A 16,108-nucleotide genomic window follows, 5' to 3' on the forward strand; every position below is an offset into this window, starting at 1 on the left:
TGCAGGTGGCTCTGGGCTGGCTGGTGGCCGGCACGCTCGCCTTCTGCGCCTCGGCGATGGCGCAGGAACGCCCGGCCTTCGGGCTGGGCGAGGTGGTGGCGCGGGCGAAGGCGCTGGCGGCGGCGCCCTATGCCGCGCCGGTCAGCAACCTGCCCGACGTCTTCAGCAAGATGCAGTTCTTCGACTACCAGAAGATGCAGCCCCGGCGCGATCGCTTCGCCTGGTCCGAGCTGGACACGCCGTTCAAGCTGTCCTTCTACCACCAGGGCATGCAGTTCAACACGCCGGTCAGGATCAACGAGATCGTCGACGGCGCCGTGAAGGAGATCCCCTACGATCCCGGCCGCTTCGATTTCGGCGACCTGCATTTCGACCGTGAGCAGACCAGCAAGCTCGGCTGGGCCGGGTTCCGGGTGTTGTTTCCGGTCAACGAGCCCGGCAAGAACGACGAGATCATGAGCGTGCTGGGCGCGAGCTATTTCCGCGTCATCGGCAAGGGCCAGATCTATGGGCTGTCCGGGCGCGGGCTCGGCATCGACACCGGCCTGTCGATTCCGGAGGAGTTCCCCGCCTTCCGCGAATTCTGGATCCGCCGCCCGGCGGCGCTGGACACGTCGCTGACCTTCTATGCCCTGCTCGATTCCCCGCGTGCGACCGGCGCCTATGAATTCACCCTGACGCCCGGTTCCGACGCGGTGCTCGCCGTCAAGGCGCGCGTCTTCCAGCGCCCGGGCGGGAAGCCGGCCCTGTTCGGCGTCGCACCGCTCACCAGCATGTTCCTGTACGGCCCCAACCAGCCGTCGCCGGTCTATAATTTCCGCCCCGCGATCCATGATTCCAACGGGCTCGCGATTCATGCCGGCAATGGCGAATGGATCTGGCGCCCGCTCAACAACCCGCCGATGGTGGCGCTCAGCAGCTTCGCGGCCGAGAATCCGAAAGGCTTCGGCCTGCTCCAGCGCGGCCGCTCGTTCTCGCGCTACGAGGATCTGAAGGACCGTTACGATTTGCGCCCGAGCGCCTGGATCGAGCCGATGAACGACTGGGGCAAGGGCTCGGTCCGCCTCGTCGAGATTCCGACCGCGGACGAGACCAACGACAACATCGTCGCCTTCTGGGCGCCGGACACGCTTCCGCCCCCCGGCCAGCCGATGCAGTTCGACTACCGCATGCACTGGACCATGGATGAGCCGGCCATCATGAAGGACGGCCCGGCCCATGTGCTGCAGACGCTGCGCGCCACGGGCGAAATCTATCAGTCCAACCTGATCCGCGCCGGCGACGGCACGCTCGCCTTCCTCGTCGATTTCAAGGGGGAGCGGCTGCGCGACCTGCCTCAGGGGGCGCCTGTCACGGCGCTCGTCAGCGCCAACGACAATGTCGAGGTCGTGGGCACGCTGCTCCAGCCCAACCCGGCCATCCAGGGTTGGCGCCTGACCTACCGGATCAAGGTCAAGGACTCCACCAAGGTGTCCGAGCTGCGGGCCGCGCTGGAGGCGGATGGGCGCACGCTCACCGAGACCTGGAGCTTCCAGCTCCCGCCCCTGCCGGCCAGCATGTCGCCTGGCGACAGGGAGCGCTATCTCAATCTCCTGCGGATAGGGCAGCAGTAGCCCTGCGCGGCGGGGGCATCCGCCCTTGACGCGACGATCCCGCGCGGGCAGGCGCCGGATCGGCGGGGCGCGCTGTCATGCCGGTGCCATGTCCCGCTGCCTGCCGGCGAACGGCCGGAAGGTCATCAGGACCAGCATCGCCGCCAGCCCCAGGGCCCAGGAGGCGGCATACATCGGCACATAGCTGGCGAAATGGTCATAGATCATGCCGCCGAAGAGGGGGCCGATGGACATGCCGAGGCTGCCGGCCATCGCCGTGCCGCCGATGATCGTGCCCATCATCCTGAGCGGGAAGTTCTCGCGGATGATCACGGCGTAGAGCGGCATCGTGCCGGCATAGATGAAGCCGACCACCACCGCGACGGCATAGAAGCCGGCGAGCTCCCCGACGAAGGCATAGGCGAGCACGCCGAACGCCTGTGCGAGCAAGCCGAGGACGAGCACGCGCTGGGCGCCGAAGCGGTCGCCCGCGACACCGAAGCCGATGCGGCCGAACATGCCGGCCAGCCCCTCGACGCTGTAGATCGAGACCGCCGCGATCATCGGGATGCCGCAGGTCACGGCATAGCTGACCGTGTGGAAGATCGGGCCGGAATGGGTGGCGCAGCAGAAGAAGTTCGCCAGCATCAGCGTGATGAATTGCGGCGAGCGCACGGCCTGCCGGACCGTCATCCCTTCTTGCGGCCCTTCCGTCGTCGTCCCGGCCTCGGCGTGATCGAGCGCGGGCGGCCGGCGCACGAGGAGCGCGGCCGGGATCATCAGCGCCGCCGCAATGCCGGCGATGATCAGCATGGCGCCGCGCCAGTCATGGATGGTCACCAGCCAGGCCGCGAGCGGCGCCATGGTCATCGGCGCCATGCCCATGCCGGCGGAGACGAGCGAGACGGCAAGCGCGCGCTGCGTCTCGAACCAGCCAGTGACGCAGGCCATCATCGGCGCGAAGACGGCGGCCGTCGCGCCGCCGACCAGGAGGCCGAACAGGAGCTGGAACTCGACCAGCGACTGCGCCCGGCTGGCGAGCGCGAGGCTCGATGTCAGCACGATCGATCCCGTCAGCACCACCGGGCGTGGCCCGAACCGGTCGGAGAGGTTGCCCCAGACCATGCTGGCGCCCGCCATGGCGAGGAAGCCGATCGTCATCGCCGTCGATATGCCGGTGACCGACCAGCCGGTGTCCTGCGACATCGGCCGCAGGAAGACCGGCAGCGAGAACATGGCCCCGACGGCGGCGCAGCCCAGCAAGGCACCCGCAGCGACGATCACCCAGCGATAGGGATGGTTCATGACATTCTCCGGGATGCGCCGGCGCCGGCATCCATATCCTTCAACCGGTGTTTCGGGGCGGATCAGCTCTGCGGCGGCCGCCAATCGGCCGAGGGCAGGGTGTTGACCATCCAGGGGATGCCGAACTTGTCGACGAGCGAGCCGAAGCCGGGCGACCAGAAGGTCTCGGCGAACGGCATGCCCACCTTGCCGCCTTCCGAGAGCTGCTCGAACCAGCGCTGGCTCTGCGCCTTGTCGGTGCCGTGCAAGGTGACGTCGAAGCCGTTCTTGGGCTTGTCGATGTTGGAAGCCCAGCCGACATCCATGTCGGCGCCCATCAGGGCCTGGTCGCCGACCTCCAGCCAGCAATGCATCAGCCAGCTCTTGTACTTCTCGTCGCTGATCGGCATGCCGGGAGGCGCGTCGGCATAGGGAATGGCGGCGGTGATCTTGCCGCCCAAGACCTTAGCGTAGAATTCAAATGCTTCGCGGCACTGGCCGCGGAAGCTCAGGCTGGTCACGATCTTCATGGTCGTCTCCTTTGTGATCGGGCTTCGGCGCGCATCAGGCGAGACCGATGGGGCCTTCCGCACCGGGCTCGCCTGTCGGCCGGCGCGTCACCTCGACGATCCCCACCGTCGTCGAAGAGCGAGGCGCAAAGGGGCGCCGCGTCTTGGGCGTGGCCGCCCCGGAACACCAGGACGTGCAGCATCGTGGACACGGTCCGATTCCTTCCAGGCGGGCGCGGAGAACGGTTGCCCTAGCCGGTCGGCGGTTTCTTCTTCGTTGATATCAACGTAATGATCGCGCCGATGTCAACCTTGCGGCCGCGCGTTCCTGCCAGCTCCTGTCAGTGGGGAGACGGTGCCCAGGCTGGCCGCGTTTCCGGGGCGGCGGGGCAGTCCCCATGGTGTTCGCAGATGAGGCCGAGTCCTCGCCCGGCGGTGCGGTCGCCATCGCGTCGAGGCAAGAAAAAACCCTGCAAGAGCTGAGTCTTGCAGGGTTCGAAAATGGTGGGCGCGACAGGGATCGAACCTGTGACCCCTACGATGTCAACGTAGTGCTCTCCCGCTGAGCTACGCGCCCGTCAGACGCCCTTGGCGACTTTCGGAAGCGTGTCCGGGCCTTGCGGCCGCAGTCACGCTGCGAGGTGAGGGGGCTATAGCGGCTCGCCTCGCGGCTTGCAAGGCGTTTGCCGCATAAATTCTCACAGGCCATCCGACACCCCGTTGCAGGGTGCCGAACAGGCTTCAGGCGGCCAGCAATTTCTCGACTTCGTTGACGAGCTCGCGCAGGTGGAAGGGCTTGGAGAGCACCTTCGCATCCTTCGGCGTCTGCGAATCGGGGTTGAGCGCCACGGCGGCGAAGCCGGTGATGAACATCACCTTGATGTCGGGATCGAGCTCGGTGGCGCGGCGCGCCAGCTCGATGCCGTCCATCTCCGGCATGACGATGTCCGTCAGCAGGAGCTCGAAGGGTTCCTCGCGCAGACGATTATAGGCCGACAGGCCGTTATCGAAGGAGGCGACGTCATAGCCTGCATTCTGCAGGGCCTTGACCAGGAAGCGACGCATATCGTTGTCGTCTTCCGCGAGCAAAATCTTCGTCATGGGCCTGTTCTGTCCGTCCCCGAGGCCGGTCTCTCCCGGCGCTGCCCGGGCGATGCCGCGTCCGTTTCAATGCGTCTGGCGCCCGCGCCGCCGTCGGGGCCGATGCGGCTGGGTAGCGACCCCGCCGCTTCGTTGGAACCATGCCCTCTTATAAGGCCAGATCGTGGTAAACAACGCGTGAATCCACTGTTGCACGACAGCCACTCTTTCGGCGCCGCTTCAACCCGTTCGGTTTGTGTGCTTCAGTCAGGTGAAATGAGCTTTTCCTCTGCCCCGTTTCCGCCCGCGCCCGACGATGTCGTCGGCGAGATCGACCGTCCCTACAGCCTGTACCAGCCGGCGCTGCAGGTGGTGCCGGTGGTCGTCGATGTGCCCCATGCCGGGAGGCGTTATCCGCCGGGCTTCGTCGAGCAGGCGCGCTTGCCGCTCAAGGGGCTCAGGCGCTCCGAGGACGCTTTCGTCGACCGGCTGTTCGCGCAGAGCGTCGCGCTGGGCGCCCCGCTGCTCGTCGCGGAATTTCCCCGCGCCTATCTCGACGTGAACCGCGAGCCCTACGAGCTTGATCCGCGGATGTTCGACGGACGGGTGCCGCCCTTTGCCAATACGCGCTCGATGCGGGTCGCCGGCGGGCTCGGCACGATTCCGCGAATCGTCGGCGATGCGCAGGAGATCTATTTCGGGCGCATCCCGATCGCGGAGGGCCTCGCCCGGATCGACGCGCTCTATCGCCCCTATCACGCCGGACTCCGCGGGCTGGTGCAGCGGACGCAAGGGGCGTTCGGCACCTGCATCCTGGTCGATGCCCATTCGATGCCTTCGGCCGGGCTCGACCGCGAGGGGTCGGCGAAATCGGACATCATCCTGGGCGACCGATTCGGCACCAGCGCGGCCGGCTACATCATCGACATCGCGGAGGAGGCTTTCGCCCGGCTGGGCCTGAGCGTCACGCGCAACCGGCCCTATGCCGGCGGCTTCATCACGGAGCATTACGGCGCCCCCGCTGCCGGCGTGCATGCGCTGCAGATCGAGGTCAACCGTGCACTCTACATGAACGAGGCGACGCTCGAGCCGCATGACGGCTTCGAGACCTTGCGCGACGCCATATCCCGCGCGCTTGCCGATTGCTTCGCCCGCTGGAGCGGCTGGCTCGACGAATGGCGCGAGGCGGCCGAGTAGCCGCCCCCCGTGGCCGCGACACGGCATCGGCCAGCCAAGAAAAAAGGGCCGCACACTTGCGTGGCGGCCCAAGTCTAGGGAGGAAACGCCCAAGGAGGGCAAGCGAAGGTTTGAAGCGATCTCCCCTTCGCAGATGCACAATAAGACTGTGCGGCGCAAAAACGCAAGCGGATTTGTCGGATATCAAAGCGGCCATGCGTTGAACGCATGGTTGACCCCGAAAATCGTTGCAAACAAAACGATCTATGACATTTGGCAGAGGGCTGCGATCTCGCCGGGATCGGACTATGGGCAAGGTTATGTTGCAGAGCACAATAATCCAGCAAGGGACGTCCCGATGAGTGCGGTCGATTTCGGTGCCTTCGTGGCGGATCTGGCGACGCAGTCGGGCCAGGCGATCCTGCCGTTCTTCCGGGCGCATCATACGACCGAGGACAAGTCGGGCGGGGGCGTGTTCGACCCGGTCACCGAGGCCGACCGCGCCGGCGAAACGGTCATGCGCCGCCTGATCGGTCAGCATTTCCCGGAGCATGGCCTGCTCGGCGAGGAGTTCGGCAGCGAGAACACCGATGCGGACTATGTCTGGGTGCTCGACCCGATCGACGGCACGCGGGCTTTCATCTCGGGCATTCCGGTTTGGGGCACGCTGATCGGGCTGACGCGCAAGGGCGTGCCGGTCTATGGCATGATGCACCAGCCCTTCACGGGCGAGCGCTACTCCGGCGACGGGCGCGAGGCGCGCTATGAGGGGCCCGGCGGGCCGCGGCGGCTCAGGACGCGGCAGGTGCCGGACCTTGCGGCGGCGACGCTGATGACGACCTCGCCCGCGCTGTTCCAGGGCGAGGAGGCGCAAGCCTTCCAGCGCGTCGAGCGCGCGGTGCGGCTCTCGCGCTATGGCTGCGACTGCTACGCCTATTGCATGCTCGCCGCCGGCCATGTCGATCTGGTGATCGAGAGCGGCCTGAAGCCCTATGACATCGTCGCGCTGATCCCGGTCATCGAGGGCGCCGGCGGTGTCGTCACCTCATGGGATGGCGGGAGCGCTGCCGGGGGAGGCCGCATCGTCGCCGCCGCCAGCGAGGCGCTGCATGAGGCCGCGCTCGATCTTCTCGCCGGCTGAGGCGGCCTCTGCCTGGTCCTCGCCGGGGATGAAGGCGTCGAAGGCGGCCCAGAACCGGGCACGGATCGCATCGTTCTCCATCAGGATCTCGTGGCGCGCCTCGGGGAAGACCAGCGCCGAACCGGTCTTGAGGCGGGCCGCGAAGCGTTCGATCGCCGGCGTCGAAACGACGGGGTCCTTACCGGCGGCGATGATCAGGGTCGGCACCTTGACGTCGAGCGCGGCGGAGGGGGCGTTGAGCCGGGCCATCAGCCGGAAGGCGTTGCGGACCCAGGCGATGGTCGGGTCGCCGATGCTGAGATGGCGCGCCTGCGCCGACAGCCTGCTGTTGCGGGCATAGCGAACCGGGTCGCTGGTCAGCCGGTTGCCCGCGAAGGGTTTCGTCGCAATGGCGGTGTCGCCGCCGCCGGGGACGAAGGCACGGCCGAAGCCGAGCCAGTACAGGATGCTGGCGAGCCGGCTCGCCCCGGCAGGGTTCTTCACCATGGTGAGGCCGAGCATGGGGGCGAGCGCGACCATGCGCGAGACCGGCAGGGCGCCGTGACGCGCGGCATCGAGACAGAGCGCGGCGCCCATCGAATGGGCCAGGACGAAATAGGGCGGCGGGAATTTCGCCTGCATCTCCGCCATCGCCAGGGCGAGGTCGGCCTCGTAATGCTTCAGCCGGCCGACATGGCCCTTGCGCTCGCGACGGACGAAGCGCTGCGAGCCGCCCTGGCCACGCCAGTCGAAGGCGAGGACATGGAAGCCGCGCCGGCGCAATTCGGCGATCGTCTCGCTGTAGCGCTCGATGAATTCGGCCCGGCCCTGGACGAGGACGATCGTGCCGCGCACCGGCTTCACGGTCGGGTGCCAACTGGCGAGGCGCAAGGCGGCGCCGTCGCGCGTCGTCGCCAGCCAGACCTTGCCATGGCCCGGGACGGGATAGTCGGGATCGGCGAAAAAGGCGGCCTCGGCCATTGCTGCTCCGGGCAATGACGCCGGACCGAAAAGTGGACATCACCCTTCGAAAAAATCCGATGTCATCACGATTAGATCGATCGCCGTCATCGCGTCCGGTGAGACGCAAGGCAACCTGAGCTCACGCCGCCTGCCGGCCACGCGAACTCGTATCGGGCTTCGTCAGGCCCCGTTTATGCCCTTGGCGCGAGGCTCTTGAAAAGCCGAAAACGCTTCCCCAGATCACTTCTGCGCAGGCCGGAACCGGCTGCGTGAAACCCAACCGGGCCCGCGCTCAGGCGAGGCGGGCTGCAATGAATGTCGCTTTCCGGAGGACACATCATGCGTCATTTCGATCTCTCCCCCCTCTACCGCTCGACCGTCGGCTTCGACCGCCTGTTCTCGATTCTCGACCAGGCGACCAGCAATGATTCGGCCCCGAGCTATCCGCCCTACAATATCGAGCGTACCGCCGAGAACGCCTACCGCATCACCATCGCGGTCGCGGGCTTCGGCGAGGCCGACCTCTCGATCGAGAGCAAGGAGAACGCGCTGACCGTCAAGGGCGAGAAGCAGGCCTCCGACACGGCCGAGAAGCGCGAAGTCCTGCATCAGGGCATCGCCGCACGCGCTTTCGAGCGTCGCTTCCAGCTTGCCGACTATGTGCAGGTGACGGGCGCCAGCCTCGAGAACGGCCTGCTCCATATCGACCTCGTGCGCGAGATCCCCGAGGCCAAGAAGCCGCGCCAGATTCCGATCGGCGCCGGTTCGGCCAAGGTCATCGAGGCCAGGGTCGGGACCGCCAAGGCGGCGTAATTCCTCACGCCCCGACGGTTTGAAGAGCGAGGGCTCCCGGTGACGGGGGCCCTTTTCGTTTGGCTATGGAACACAGCCGTCATGGTCGGCCTTGTGCCGGCCATCCCCGTCTTCCCTGATCGAGGGCGGTGTCCAAGACATGGGTGCTCGCCACAAGCGCGAGCATGACGAGGGTGGAGCCGGCGTCCCGTTGACCGACTGGGGACTTCGCGGACGTCGCGAGCCCCCCAAAGTCACTGCAGCGGCGTGACCGGCGCGATCGGCGTTTCAGGCTTGGGTTTGGCCGTGCCGGTATCCTGCCCCTGCACCGGAGCCAGCGGTACGGCGGCCTCGGCGGAGGCCGGCGGCGGTGCCGAGAGCGGCGGCTGGCGTTCGGCCGTGTCGGTGCCGCGCACATCCTGCGGATTCACCAGCTTGGGCTTTTCGGTGCCGTTGTCCGGGTTGACCGGGCCGGGCGAAGGCTCGGCGGGGGCGACGGCCGGGGGCGGCGTCTGCGTCGCCGGCGCGCTGGCCTCGACTGGGGGCTGCGGTGCGGGTGGGGTCGGCGCCTGCTCCGGCGCGGGCGGGGCGGCCGGCGCGGGTGGAACGATGGTCGCGGGGGCGCTCGCCTCGGCCGGGGGCCTCAACTCGGCCGGGCGCTGCGGCGGCTTCGGCACGAGGCGCGGTCGCGGCGGCTCGCGCTCCTCGCGTGGGTTGACGCGGGCGATATTCGGCCCCAGGTCGGCCTGGCCGTTGCGCAGCGGCACGCGGCGGATCAGGTTGCCGGCGAAGGCATCGAGGATCAGCCGCTGCCGCTGGCCGTTCGCCCGCATGCCGTCGACGACATAGGCGTCCTCGCTCCGATAGAGGCGGTCGATCCGGACGAAGCCGTAATTCTCGGCGGCGATGCGGCGGATGTCGTAGGCCGTCACCGGCTCGGCGATGCGGGGCGCGGAACGGTAGCCATATCCGTAGCCATAGACATAGGCCGGCGGATAGGGCGCCGGCTCTTCGTAATAATAAAACTGGGCGGCGGCGCCTCCCGCCGAGCCGGCGAGTGCACCGGCCACGGCCAGACCCATCAGGCCGATGTGCCTCGACGCGGTCGAACGTTGTGCCATGCCATCTTCCTTAACGAGGTGTCGCGCCTTTCAGTCTTCCTTAGCGATTGCGGCAGGCATGGGGCCGGACCGGGCCGAAAAATCCCTGTGTCAGCCGGAGATCGCCGCGATCAGCCGGTCGACCTCGCCGGGATCGGTCGCGAAGGACATGACGAAGCGGCCGACGATCTCGCCGTCCTGCAAGGCATTGTCGGGGGCGAGCGAGCGGCCGGGCCAGGAATGGTAGCGCACCTCAGCCGCCGTCAGCCGTTCCTGCGTCGCGGGAGGCAGGATCAGGAAAACCTCGTTGGCCTGGCAGGGCCAGGCGAGGCGCGCCTCGCCACCGTTGCCGACCGCGTCCGCGAGACGCTTCGCCTGCCCGTTGGCGTGGCGGGCGAGATCGAGCCAATGATCGTCGGCCAGCAGGGCCTCGAACTGCGCGCCAAGGAAGCGGCCCTTCGACAGGGTCTGGCCGGCGCGCTTGCGACGCCATTTCATCTCCTCCGCGCGGCCGGGGTCGAAGAAGACCACCGCCTCCACCGCCCAGGCGCCGTTCTTGGTGCCGCCGAAGGAGAGCACGTCGACACCGGCCTTCCAGGTGATCTCGGCCGGCGTGCAGCCCAGCGTGACCAGCGCATTGGCGAAGCGCGCTCCGTCCATATGGACCGTCAGGTTGCGGGCCGTGACGGCCTCTTTCAGCGCGCGGATTTCGGCCGGGGTGTAGATCGTGCCGCATTCCGTCGCCTGGGTGACGGAGAGGGCCTGGGCCTGGACATTGTGGAAGCTGCCCTCGTTCAGGTTGCCCAGAGCCCGCGTCACCGCCTCTGGCGTCAGCTTCCCGCCGATGCCGGGGAGATCGACGAGCTTGGCGCCGTCGCTGAAGAATTCCGGCGCGCCGCATTCGTCCTCGACGATGTGGCTTTCCTCATGGGTGATGACGGCCCCCCAGGGCCTGACCACGCTGGCGAGCGCCAGGGCATTGGCCGCGGTACCCGTGGTGACCAGGAAGGCGGCGACCTCCCGCTCGAACAGCGCTGAGAGGCGCTCCTCGACGCGCTTCGTCCAGTCATCCGCGCCATACCCTGCTGCGGGGCTGTCATTGGCGGCGGCGAGAGCGGCCATGACGCGGGGGCTGGCGCCGGCGGTGTTGTCGCTGATGAAGTTCATGGAGGAAAGGGTTATGGGGCGGCCCAGCTTCTGCCAAGCGGCGAAGGCGAGGAGGGGGCTTGCACGCCGTGCCGGTCGGGACCGGCTCAGAACAAGAAGCGCATCGCCGGAGTCGGGCTTTCATGCCGGAAATGTCTCGTGAGAATCGGATATCGCAATAAAATTTCGTTTCTGCCTCAAATCGGTGCTTGTGCGCAGATTGGAATTCTGGCAAATTCGTCTCGATAGGACAGTGTTGCTGTCCCATTTTTCATCGCGCCGACCAAAAGCCGTCCCAGGCTGAGGTCGCGCCGTCGCAACGGAGGCGAGCATGACGAGGGGCCGGGCTGCTAATGCCAAAGCCAACCGCCGTACGCGCGCCGTCCGTAAAACGACGGCCTAAGACAGGCGCGACCGGGCGATAGCCGCCCGAAGCGCCTGCGGAGGACGCGGGCGCGGTGGAAACAAAGCGCAAGCAAGCCTCTGACAAAAGACAAGGCCGATCCGTTCTGGCCCCTTCCTTGCTGCCGGCTTCCGGCCGGCTCGGAAAGACCGGCGCGGAAAGGGATGGTGTGGGCTTGATACGCCTGCCCGCCGGCATCGCGCCGGTGGGTTCCGGCGAGCGGGGTTTGACGATGAGCGCGACCAGCCAATCGAACGAGGATATCGGGCGCTTCCCGGCCGTGCGCGACCCGGCGCTGCCGACGCATCAGGGCCTCTACAACCCGGCCAATGAGAAAGATTCCTGCGGCGTCGGCTTCATCGCCGACATGAAGAACCGCAAGAGCCACGCCATCGTGCAGCAGGGCCTGCAGATCCTGCACAATCTCGACCATCGCGGCGCTGTCGGCGCCGATCCGAAGCTCGGCGACGGCTGCGGCATCCTTACCCAGATCCCGCATCGCTTCTTCAAGGAAGAGACCGCGAAGCTCGGCATCGATCTGCCCGAGCCCGGCTTCTACGCCATCGGTCAGTTCTTCATGCCGCGCGATCCGGCGATCCGCGCGCTCTGCGAGGAGATCATCTCCCAGGCCGTCGAGGAGGAGGGCCTGAATTTCCTCGGCTGGCGCGATGTGCCGGTCGACAACGCCGATCTCGGCAAGGCCGTGCTGGAGACCGAGCCGGTGCATCGCCAGCTCTTCGTCGGCCGCCCCGACGACATCACGGACGAGGACGAGTTCGAGCGGCAGATCTATGTCCTCAGAAAGTCCGTCTCGAACAAGGTCTACCGGCATCAGGAGCGCAAGACGGCGGAGTACTACCCCGTCTCGATGTCCTGCCGCACCATCGTCTACAAGGGCATGGTGCTGGTGAACCAGCTCGGCTCCTACTTCAAGGATCTGCAGGATGAGCGCTTCGACAGCGCGCTCGCCCTCGTGCATCAGCGCTTCGCGACCAACACCTTCCCGTCCTGGCGCCTCGCCCATCCCTACCGGATGGTGGCGCATAACGGCGAGATCAACACGCTGCGCGGCAACGTCAACTGGATGGCGGCGCGGCAGGCGAGCGTCGATTCCGACCTGTTCGGCTCGGATATCTCGAAGCTCTGGCCGATCTCCTATGAGGGCCAGTCCGACACCGCCTGCTTCGACAACGCGCTCGAATTCCTGGTGCAGGGCGGCTATTCGCTCACCCACGCCATGATGATGCTCGTGCCGGAGGCGTGGAACGGCAACCCGCTGATGGATGAGGAGCGGCGCGCTTTCTACGAGTATCACGCCGCGCTGATGGAGCCCTGGGACGGACCGGCGGCGATCGCCTTCACCGACGGGCGCCAGATCGGGGCTACGCTGGACCGCAACGGCCTGCGCCCGGCGCGCTATCTTGTCACCGACGATGGCCTCGTCGTGCTCGCTTCCGAGTTCGGCGTGCTGCCGATCCCGGAGGAGAAGATCGTCGAGAAGTGGCGCCTCCAGCCCGGCAAGATGCTGCTGATCGACCTCGAGCAGGGCCGCATCATCGGCGACGACGAGATCAAGACGAGCCTTTGCCTCGCCAACCCCTACAAGGACTGGCTGAAGCGCACCCAGATCGTGCTGGAGGATCTGCCGCCGGTCGAGGCGCGGGCCTCGCGCACCGACGTGCCGCTGCTCGATCGCCAGCAGGCCTTCGGCTACACCACCGAGGATGTCCGCCTGCTGATGGCGCCGATGGCGGTGACCGGGCAGGAAGCGGTCGGCTCGATGGGCACGGACACGCCGATCTCGGCGCTCTCGTTCAAGTCGAAGCTGCTCTACACCTATTTCAAGCAGAACTTCGCGCAGGTCACGAACCCGCCGATCGACCCGATCCGCGAGGAGCTGGTGATGAGCCTGCTCTCCTTCATCGGGCCGCGGCCGAACATCCTCGATCTGGAAGGCACCTCGCGGCGCAAGCGCCTGGAAGTGCGCACCCCGATCCTGACCAATGATGATCTCGAGAAGATCCGCTGCATCGGCCATTACGAGGATCGCTTCGACACCAAGACCATCGACTTCACCTATCCGGCGCGCGAGGGCGCGGCCGGCATGGATGGCGCGCTGGAGCGGCTCTGCGAGCGCGCCGAGGCGGCGGTCCATGGCGGCTACAACATCATCATCCTGTCCGACCGGCAGGTCGGCGCCGACCGCATCCCGATCCCGGCGCTCCTGGCGACGGCGGCGGTGCATCATCACCTGATCCGCAAGGGCCTGCGCACCTCGGTCGGCCTCGTCGTCGAATCCGGCGAGCCGCGCGAGATCCATCATTTCTGCTGCCTTGCCGGCTATGGCGCCGAGGCGATCAACCCCTATCTCGCCTTCGACACCCTGCTCGACCAGCATGCGCAGGGCGCCTTCCCCGAGGAGGTCGATGCCGACGAGGTGGTGAAGCGCTACATCAAGTCGGTCGGCAAGGGCGTGCTGAAGGTGATGTCCAAGATGGGCATCTCGACCTATCAGTCCTATTGCGGCGCGCAGATCTTCGATGCCGTCGGCCTGAAGAGCGCCTTCGTCGACAAGTTCTTCTTCGGGACGGGCACGGCGATCGAGGGCGTCGGTCTCGACGAGATCGCCGAGGAGAGCCTGCGCCGTCACCGCGACGCCTTCGGCGACTCGCCGCTCTACCGCGACAGCCTCGATATCGGCGGCGAGTACATGTATCGCGTCCGCGGCGAGGACCATGTCTGGAAGCCGGATGTCGTCGCCTCGCTCCAGCACGCCGTGCGTCTCAACGCGCAGGACCGCTACGAGGAGTTCGCCCGGCAGGTGAATGACGACGAGCAACGACTCAGCACCATCCGCGGCCTGTTCAAGCTCAAGATGGCGGCCGATGAGGGCCGGGCGCCCGTGCCGCTGGAGAGCGTCGAGCCTGCGTCCGAGATCGTGAAGCGCTTCGCCACCGGCGCGATGTCCTTCGGCTCGATCTCGCGCGAGGCGCATGAGACGATGGCGCTCGCGATGAACCAGATCGGCGGCAAGTCGAACACCGGCGAGGGCGGCGAGGAAGCGATCCGGTTCAAGCCGATGCCGGACGGGCGCTCGAAGCGCTCGGCGATCAAGCAGATCGCGTCGGGCCGCTTCGGCGTCACGGCCGAGTATCTCGTCAATGCGGACGTGATGCAGATCAAGGTGGCGCAGGGTGCCAAGCCTGGCGAGGGGGGGCAGCTTCCCGGCCACAAGGTCGATGCCAAGATCGCCCGGACCCGGCATTCGACGCCGGGCGTCGGCCTGATCTCGCCGCCGCCGCATCACGACATCTATTCGATCGAGGATCTCGCCCAGCTGATCTTCGACCTGAAGAACGTCAACCCGGCGGCCGATGTCTCGGTCAAGCTCGTCTCCGAGATCGGCGTCGGCACGGTGGCGGCCGGCGTCGCCAAGTCGCGCGCCGACCACATCACCATCTCCGGCTTCGAGGGCGGCACCGGCGCGAGCCCGCTGACCTCGCTGAAGCATGCGGGTTCGCCCTGGGAGATCGGCCTCGCCGAGACGCAGCAGACCCTGGTGCTGAACCATCTGCGCGGGCGCATCGCGCTGCAGGTCGATGGCGGCCTGCGCACCGGCCGCGACGTGGTGATCGGCGCTCTGCTCGGGGCCGACGAGTTCGGCTTCTCGACCGCGCCGCTGATCGCGGCGGGCTGCATCATGATGCGCAAGTGCCACCTCAACACCTGCCCGGTCGGCGTCGCGACGCAGGACCCGGTGCTGCGCAAGCGCTTCAAGGGCCTGCCCGAGCATGTGGTGAACTACTTCTTCTTCGTCGCCGAGGATGTCCGCAAGATCATGGCGGAGATGGGCTTCACCAGCCTCGACGAGATCGTCGGCCGCTCGGACCTGCTCGACAAGCGCGAGGCGATCGAGCACTGGAAGGCGAAGGGGCTCGACTTCAGCAGGCTGTTCCACAAGGTTGACCTGCCGGGCGTGGCGATCCGCCATGTCGAGTTGCAGAAGCACCCGATCGACGATGTGCTCGACCGCAAGCTGATCAAGGCGGCGCAGGGCGCGGTCGAGACGGCTAAGCCGGTCGTGATCGAGGAGAGCATCTGCAATGTCGACCGCTCGACCGGCGCGATGCTCTCGGGCGTCGTCGCCAAGAAATACGGCCATGCCGGCCTGCCGGACGACACCATCACGGTGAAGCTGAAGGGTACCTCGGGCCAGAGCTTCGCGGCCTTCCTGGCGGCTGGCGTCACGGTCGAGCTCACCGGCCAGGCCAATGACTATGTCGGCAAGGGGCTCTCCGGCGGCAAGCTGATCGTCCGGCCCGATCCCGCGACCCGGGCCGTGGCCGAACGCTCGATTATCGTCGGCAACACCGTGCTCTACGGCGCGATCTCGGGCGAGGCCTATTTCCGCGGCGTCGCCGGCGAGCGCTTCGCGGTGCGCAACTCCGGCGCCATCGCGGTGGTCGAGGGCACGGGCGACCATGGCTGCGAATACATGACCGGCGGAGTCGTCGCGGTCATCGGCCAGACCGGGCGCAACTTCGCCGCGGGCATGTCGGGCGGCATCGCCTATGTGCTGGACGAGGACGGCACCTTCAAGTCGCGCTGCAACCTCTCGATGGTCGATCTCGAACCGGTCGAGGAGGAAGAGGAGCTGATGGAGCGGCTGCACCATCACGGCGGTGACCTCGAGCATAAGGGCCGCATCGACATGACCAACATGTCGGGCCATGACGAGGAGCGCCTGATGCAGATGCTGACGAACCACGCGAACTACACCGGTTCGGAGCGCGCCCGCACGATCCTCGACAACTGGGCGGATTACCGCACCAAGTTCGTCAAGGTGATGCCGGTCGAGTACCGCCGCGCGCTACGCGAAATGGAGCAGGCCCGCACCTTGCAGGCCGCGGAATAAGCGAAACGCCACCTGCCGGGGCCGTCAC

11 protein-coding genes and 1 tRNA gene are annotated in these 16,108 nt (G+C 67.0%); 5 read left to right on the forward strand and 7 right to left on the reverse strand.

Annotation, left to right across the window (positions count from 1 at the left end):
* The first annotated feature begins 5 nt into the window (after nucleotides 1-5).
* Nucleotides 6-1,613, forward strand: coding sequence for a glucan biosynthesis protein G (locus GY40_RS16010; protein WP_282568287.1), 1,608 nt, complete (start codon nucleotides 6-8; stop codon nucleotides 1,611-1,613).
* A 75-nt stretch (nucleotides 1,614-1,688) separates the two neighbouring features.
* Here GY40_RS16010 and GY40_RS16015 read toward each other — a convergent pair whose 3' ends face one another.
* From GY40_RS16015 to GY40_RS16030, 4 genes are all read right to left on the reverse strand, one after another.
* A complete protein-coding gene (locus GY40_RS16015; RefSeq protein WP_038363800.1) occupies nucleotides 1,689-2,897 on the reverse strand; it encodes an MFS transporter in 1,209 nt (402 codons plus the stop codon).
* Between the two features lie 62 nt (nucleotides 2,898-2,959).
* The gene (locus GY40_RS16020; RefSeq protein WP_038363802.1) at nucleotides 2,960-3,406 is read right to left on the reverse strand and encodes a VOC family protein; all 447 of its coding nucleotides are present in this window, start codon (nucleotides 3,404-3,406) and stop codon (nucleotides 2,960-2,962) included.
* Between the two features lie 481 nt (nucleotides 3,407-3,887).
* A tRNA-Val gene (locus tag GY40_RS16025) sits at nucleotides 3,888-3,962 on the reverse strand.
* 164 nt (nucleotides 3,963-4,126) lie between these two features.
* Nucleotides 4,127-4,486, reverse strand: coding sequence for a cell cycle two-component system response regulator CpdR (locus tag GY40_RS16030; protein ID WP_038363805.1), 360 nt, complete (start codon nucleotides 4,484-4,486; stop codon nucleotides 4,127-4,129).
* A gap of 255 nt (nucleotides 4,487-4,741) precedes the next feature.
* On the opposite strand from GY40_RS16030, the gene GY40_RS16035 reads away from it, so the two are divergent.
* On the forward strand, nucleotides 4,742-5,662 hold the full coding sequence (locus GY40_RS16035) for an N-formylglutamate amidohydrolase (protein WP_081925437.1): 921 nt from the start codon (nucleotides 4,742-4,744) through the stop codon (nucleotides 5,660-5,662).
* Nucleotides 5,663-5,999: 337 nt separating this feature from the next.
* Nucleotides 6,000-6,782, forward strand: coding sequence for a histidinol-phosphatase (hisN, locus tag GY40_RS16040; protein ID WP_038363807.1), 783 nt, complete (start codon nucleotides 6,000-6,002; stop codon nucleotides 6,780-6,782).
* Here the strand turns inward: hisN and GY40_RS16045 are convergent.
* On the reverse strand, nucleotides 6,687-7,742 hold the full coding sequence (locus tag GY40_RS16045; RefSeq protein WP_081925438.1) for an alpha/beta fold hydrolase: 1,056 nt from the start codon (nucleotides 7,740-7,742) through the stop codon (nucleotides 6,687-6,689). The two genes, hisN and GY40_RS16045, sit on opposite strands and share 96 nt — an antisense overlap.
* 321 nt (nucleotides 7,743-8,063) lie before the next feature.
* Between GY40_RS16045 and GY40_RS16050 the strand changes: the two genes are divergently transcribed.
* Nucleotides 8,064-8,537 (forward strand): Hsp20 family protein, encoded by a 474-nt coding sequence (locus GY40_RS16050; protein WP_038363810.1) that lies wholly within the window; start codon nucleotides 8,064-8,066, stop codon nucleotides 8,535-8,537.
* Between the two features lie 233 nt (nucleotides 8,538-8,770).
* Here GY40_RS16050 and GY40_RS16055 read toward each other — a convergent pair whose 3' ends face one another.
* Together GY40_RS16055 and GY40_RS16060 are read right to left on the reverse strand one after the other, a co-directional pair.
* On the reverse strand, nucleotides 8,771-9,637 hold the full coding sequence (locus GY40_RS16055; RefSeq protein ID WP_038363812.1) for a hypothetical protein: 867 nt from the start codon (nucleotides 9,635-9,637) through the stop codon (nucleotides 8,771-8,773).
* Between the two features lie 90 nt (nucleotides 9,638-9,727).
* Nucleotides 9,728-10,783, reverse strand: a complete 1,056-nt coding sequence (locus GY40_RS16060; RefSeq protein WP_038363814.1) for a threonine aldolase family protein — start codon at nucleotides 10,781-10,783, stop codon at nucleotides 9,728-9,730.
* Nucleotides 10,784-11,397: 614 nt separating this feature from the next.
* Between GY40_RS16060 and gltB the strand changes: the two genes are divergently transcribed.
* Nucleotides 11,398-16,080, forward strand: a complete 4,683-nt coding sequence (gene gltB, locus GY40_RS16065) for a glutamate synthase large subunit (RefSeq protein ID WP_038364438.1) — start codon at nucleotides 11,398-11,400, stop codon at nucleotides 16,078-16,080.
* The last annotated feature ends 28 nt before the right edge of the window (nucleotides 16,081-16,108 follow it).

This window comes from Allobosea sp. UNC402CLCol (assembly GCF_000745475.1).
Classification (GTDB): Bacteria; Pseudomonadota; Alphaproteobacteria; order Rhizobiales; family Beijerinckiaceae; genus Allobosea; species Allobosea spartocytisi.